Source organism: Inquilinus limosus (assembly GCF_002195995.1).
GTDB lineage: Bacteria > Pseudomonadota > Alphaproteobacteria > DSM-16000 > Inquilinaceae > Inquilinus > Inquilinus limosus_C.
Window position 1 is genome coordinate 1 of record NZ_NHON01000187.1, and the last position, 4,989, is coordinate 4,989.

2 protein-coding genes are annotated in these 4,989 nt (G+C 72.1%); one reads left to right on the forward strand and one right to left on the reverse strand.

The window, feature by feature from the left end:
- Positions 1-215: 215 nt before the first annotated feature.
- Entirely contained in the window at positions 216-3,803 is a 3,588-nt protein-coding gene (locus tag BWR60_RS35575) for an ABC transporter ATP-binding protein (protein ID WP_088158015.1), read from the reverse strand.
- Positions 3,804-3,971: 168 nt separating this feature from the next.
- On the opposite strand from BWR60_RS35575, the gene BWR60_RS35580 reads away from it, so the two are divergent.
- Positions 3,972-4,883, forward strand: a complete 912-nt coding sequence (locus tag BWR60_RS35580; protein ID WP_179222083.1) for a LysR family transcriptional regulator — start codon at positions 3,972-3,974, stop codon at positions 4,881-4,883.
- Positions 4,884-4,989 lie beyond the last annotated feature (106 nt).

The window sequence follows — 4,989 nt, forward strand, 5'->3', positions numbered from 1 at the left end:
CCGATATCCCTCTCCCCAAGGAGAGGGATATCGGAGCCGGCCCCCTACACCTCTCCCCAGGGGAGAGGTCGAAATCGCAACGCGATTTCGCCGATATCCCTCTCCCCAAGGAGAGGGATATCGGAGCCGGCCCCCTACACCTCTCCCCAGGGGAGAGGTCGAAATCGCAACGCGATTTCGGGTGAGGGGGTGGCCCCGGTCCCTCCTTACGCGCTCTACTGCGCCGCCTGGGCCGAGGCGAGCTGGCGCGACACCAGCTGAGCATAGAGTCCGCCCCGGGCCAGCAGCGCCGCATGCGTGCCGGTCTCGGCCACGCGGCCTTCGTCCAGCACCACGATCAGGTCGGCGTCGCGGATCGTCGACAGGCGGTGGGCGATGACGATGGTGGTGCGGTCCGACTGCAGCCGGTCCAGCGCCCGGCGCACCGCCTGCTCGTTCACCGTGTCGAGATGCGACGTCGCCTCGTCCAGGATCAGCACCGAGGCGTTCTTCAGGAAGGCGCGGGCGATGGCGACGCGCTGGCGCTGGCCCCCGGACAGGGCGGTGCCGCGCTCACCCACCGGCGAGTCGAGCCCCTCGGGCAGGGTCTCGACCAGCTCGGCCAGCGAGGCATGCTCGATCGCGGCCGCCAGCTCCGCCTCGCTCGCCTCCGGCCGGGCGATCAGGATGTTGGCGCGCAGCGTGTCGTTGAACAGATAGGTGTCCTGGGCGACGAGGGCGATGCGCCGGCGCAGGTCGTCGAGATTGTAATCGCGCAGATCGGATCCGTTCAGGGTGATCCGGCCCTCATCCGCGTCCCAGAACCGCATCAGCAGCTGCGCCGTGGTGGTCTTGCCGGCGCCGGAGGTGCCGACCAGCGCCGCAGTCTTGCCGGCCGGGATCTCGACCGTCACCCCGGCCAGGGCGCGCCGGCCCTGGCCCGGATAGGTGAAGCCGACGCCCTGCAGCGCCAGCGCCACCGGGCCGGCCCCCCCTTGAACGTCCACCGGCACGCCCGGCCCGTCGGTGACCGGCACCGGCTCGGCCTTCAGCCCATAGATGCGGCGGGTGGCGCCCAGCGTGTCGGCCAGCTGGCGGCCGAGCTGGGCGATCTCCGACACCGGCAGGAAGGCGGCCATGGCCAGGATGGTCAGCAGCGGCAGCAGGCCGGGGTCGATCGCGCCCTGGGCCGACAGCGCGGCGCCGGTCACCACCACGGCCAGGCCGCCCAGGCCGGTCAGCACCTCCAGCAGGCTCTGCTGCCGGGTCAGCTCGGCGAAGAAGGGCAGGCGCAGCCGGATGAAGCGCTGCGACAGCGCGTCCAGCTTGTCGCCCCGCGCGCCCTCCTGCTGGAAGGCGACGATCTCGCCCAGCCCCTGCACCGAGTCGACGGCGAAGGCCCCGAGCTCACCGGCCGCTTCCCGCGACTCGGAGCCGAGGCGGTCGACCCGGTCGCGCATCAGGAACGGGCTGACGGCGACGGCCAGCAGGAAGGGCAGCAGCGCCAGCGCGATCCACGGGCTGGCCCAGACCAGCACCGCCAGCACCGCGGCCGGCACCAGCACGGCGACGAAGGCCGGCGCCACGGTGTGGGCGAAGAAATACTCCACCAGCTCGATGTCGTGGGTGACCAGCGCCATCAGGTCGCCGGTGCGCCGCCGCACCAGATAGGCCGGGGCCAGGGCGTCGAGCTTGCGGAACACGTCGGCGCGCATATCGGCCAGCAGGCGGAAGGCCATGTCGTGGGCGATCCAGGATTCCAGCCAGTGCAGCACGCCGGACAGCGGCGCCACGACGGCCAGGGCCCACAGCAGCGCGCCATAGGGCTCGCCGTTCTTCAGCGCCAGCAGCACCAGCGCGCTCAGCACGCCGACGCCGATGAAGGCGACGACGCGCAGCACGCCGAAGGCGAAGGTCAGGGCCAGCTTGCCCTTCCAGGGCATGGCCAGCTTCATCAGCTCGGCCACCAGCCGGCCCCAGCCCAGGCCTTCGGCCTTGAGGATGCCCTCGGTCTCCAGCTTGGTCGCGGCCGCAGGCGCGGTCGGCGCCGACTCGGCGGTGCGGGCAGCGACCGGCGCATCGATCACGGCGCCGGCGGCGGATTCGCGCGCCTGCTCGGCCATCAGCCCGGCATAAACGCCGCCCTGCTGCATCAGCGCGGCATGGGGGCCGCTCTCGACCACGCGGCCGCGATCCAGCACCAGGATGCGGTCGCAGCCGATCACGCTCGACAGCCGGTGCGCCAGCACCAGGGTGGTACGGCCCTGCATCAGCCGGTCCAGCGCCTCCTGGATCACCGCCTCGTTCTCGGCGTCGACCGCGGACAGCGCCTCGTCCAGCACCAGGATCGGGGTGTCGCGCAGCAAGGCGCGGGCGATGGCGACGCGCTGGCGCTGGCCGCCGGACAGCTTCACCCCCTTCTCGCCGACCACGGTGCGGTAGCCCTGCGGCAGCGACTGGACGAAGCCATGGATGTTGGCGGCGCGGGCGGCGGCCTCGACCTCTTCCTCGGTGGCCTCCGGCCGGCCCATGCGGATGTTGTCCTCGACCGTGCCGTGGAACAGGAAGGTGTCCTGGTTCACCACCGAGATCATCGACCGGATCTGGTCGAAGGACAGGCCGCGCAGGTCGTGGCCGCCCAGGCGGATGCTGCCCGCCTCCGGGTCGTAGAAGCGCAGCAGCAGGCGCACGATCGACGACTTGCCGCCGCCGGACGGGCCGACCAGGCCGATCCGCTCGCCGGCCTTGGCCTCGAAGCTCAGCGCTTCATGGATGGTGCGGCGGGTGCCGGGGTAGCGGAAGCGCACGCCGTCGAACTGGATGGTCGGGGCCAGGGGGCCGGCCAGCGCCGCCGGGGCGGCATCCGCCACCTCGGGCGTGTCGTCCAGCACCTGGTAGATGCCCTGGGCGGCGGACAGGCCGACCATGCCCTGGTGCAGCACCGACCGCAGCTCGCGCATCGGCCGGAAGATCTCGACGCCCAGCATCAGGATGACCAGCAGCGCCGACAGGGCCATGGCGCCGGACTCGACCCGCCATGCGCCCAGCGCCAGGGCCGCGGCCGCACCGCAGGCGATGGCGCTGTCGGTGATGCCGCGGGCCAGGACGTTGGTCCCCAGCACCCGCATGGTGCTGCGGAAGACGGACTGCGCCTTGGTCCGCAGCGTCGTGCCCCGCGCGCCGCTCTGGCCGAAAGCCTTCAGCGTCGCCAGGCCCTGCACCGAATCCAGGAACTCGGCGGCGAAATCGGCATAGACCTGGCGCAGCTGCAGCGAGCTGCCGGTCTCGCGCCGGTGCCACAGCGCCGGGCCGAACAGGGCGATCAGGGCGAAGGCCAGCATCACCGCCGCCACCGGCAGGTCGACGAAGGCGATGGCGGCGAAGATCAGGATCGGGGTCAGCAGCGAGATCAGGAACTGCGGCAGGAACTGGCCGAAATAGACCTCCAGCTGCTCCACCCCGTCGATCAGTGACAGGGTCAGGGCGCCGGAGCGGCGGCGGGCGACCGTGCCGGGCCCCAGCGCCGCGATCCGGTCGAAGATGGTGCGGCGCAGCCGGGCCTGGACCTGCGATGCGGTCTCATGCGCGATCATCACCCGCCAGTGCTCGAACACGCCGCGCAGCACCATGACGCCGGCGATCAGGGCGATGGAGGGCACCAGCTCGGCCAGCGGCCGGCCGGCGAAGACCTGGCCGATCAGCCAGCCCAGCAGGGCCAGCCGGGCGACGCCCAGCGCGACCGAGACCAGGCCGATCGCCACGGCCCAGACGATGCGCAGGCGGACGCCTTGCGTGAACTGCCACAGGCGCGGTTCGAAATGCATCGCGCGTGTTTCCCTCTGATGGAATGACGCCGCCGGTCGCCTGTCGTTCGGATGGGTCGGGCCGGCCCCGACCTGACGATAATGTGAACGCTGGTGAACGGAATTCGACAAATTCGAGGAGGGGCTGTACGTTTCTGTTCAGGCTCATCGATGCAGGAGACGCGGGCCATGGCCGCCGACTGGGACGATTTGCGCGTGTTCCTGACCCTGGCGCGCGAGGGCAACCTGACCGCCGCGGCGCGGCGGCTGCAGGTCAGCCACCCGACCGTGGCGCGCCGGGTGCGCGGGCTGGAGGAGGCGATCGGCGCCCGGCTGTTCGACCGGCTGCCCGACCGTTTCGTGCTGACCGCGGCGGGTGAGGAGCTGCTGGCCGATACCGAGGCGATGGAGCGTGCCGCCGAATCGATCCAGCGCCGCAGCGCCGGCCTCGGCGACACCGCGCACGGCACGGTGCGGGTCTCGGCCGGCGAGGCGATGGCAGGGTTCCTGGCCGACCACCTGCCGCGGCTGCGGCGCGGCCTGCAATGCATCGAGATCGAGCTGGCGGCCAGCCACATGCTGGTCAACCTGTCGCGGCGCGAGGCCGACCTGCTGATCCGCGAGCAGGTGCCGGACATCCCGAGCCTGGTGGCGCGGCGGCTGGGCCGGGTGGAATACGCGATCTACGCCGGCCGCGGCCGCGATGTCGCCGACACGTCGCCGGGGGGGCTGCGCGGGGTGACCTGGGCCGGCTTCGACGAGGAGCACGCCTACATGCCCGGCCAGGCCTGGGTGGCGGAGCTGCTGCAGGGGGCCCGGCCGGCGGTGCGGGTCAACAACTGGCTGGTGCTGCACCAGGTGGTGTGCAGCGGCGAGGCGGTGGGCCTGCTGCCCTGCTATGCCGGCGACCGGGATCCCGGCCTGCGCCGGCTGGGGCCGGTGCTGGAGGAGGTCGGGGTCGACCAGTGGCTGCTGGTGCATCGTGACCTGCGGGCGCTGTCGCGGGTGCGCCGGGTGATGGATTCGCTGGTCGCCCTGTTCCGCGAGCGGCGCGACCTGCTGGAGGGCCGGCTGCCGCAGAAGGAGGCCGTGGCGCCTTGATCCTGCCGCGGCCGGCGGCTGAAATGGGGCCATGGTGAGCGATCTGACCGTGACGAAGACACAGCCTAGTCCCCCCTCCCCTCGCGGGAGGGGGSTAGGGGGAGGG